The 559-nt window shown below is 67.1% G+C and carries 1 protein-coding gene; it reads left to right on the forward strand.

The genetic code is table 11. The features are described 5' to 3' along the window. Positions 1-101: 101 nt before the first annotated feature. A partial coding sequence (locus IG04_RS44700) for an LVIVD repeat-containing protein (RefSeq protein ID WP_157513148.1) occupies positions 102-559 on the forward strand: 458 nt, incomplete at its 3' end.

A 559-nucleotide genomic window follows, 5' to 3' on the forward strand; every position in this document is an offset into this window, starting at 1 on the left:
AACCCGCAGACGCAGGAGTTCTCCCTGCCGTGACACCAGATCGCTGGGCCCGTCGGTGACGGGGCCCAGTTCGAGGGGGAACCAACGAGGAGACAGAACCAATGAGAACCAGACGGCTCTTCACCGCACTCGCCGTGGCGTCGCTGACCGCGGCGATGGCGGCACCCGTGGCGGCACACCCCGGCCAGCACGGTCCCATCGACGGACATCTGCTCGGTCCGGGAGCATGGGGCGACCTGCAACTGCTGGGCAAGGCCGACCTGACCAACACCGACGACCTGATCGCCGACGTGGCGGTCGACCCGCGCACCACGTACGCCTACCTGGCGAACTGGGGCAAAGCGACCTGTGACGCCAACCGTGAGGACGGAGACCCCGACGCCGGCGCTTACGTCGTCGACATGACCGACCTGGCGAACCCGAAGCAGATCGGGTTCATCCCGCACTCCCAGGACAGCCGGCCCGGCGAGGGCATGCAAGCGCTGCAGGTCGACACGAAGTTCTTCAACGGCACCATGCTCGTGATGAACAACGAGCAGTGCGGCAAGAACGGCCGCGG

The organism is Lentzea albidocapillata (genome assembly GCF_000719115.1).
In the GTDB taxonomy this organism is placed as follows: Bacteria; Actinomycetota; Actinomycetes; order Mycobacteriales; family Pseudonocardiaceae; genus Lentzea; species Lentzea albidocapillata.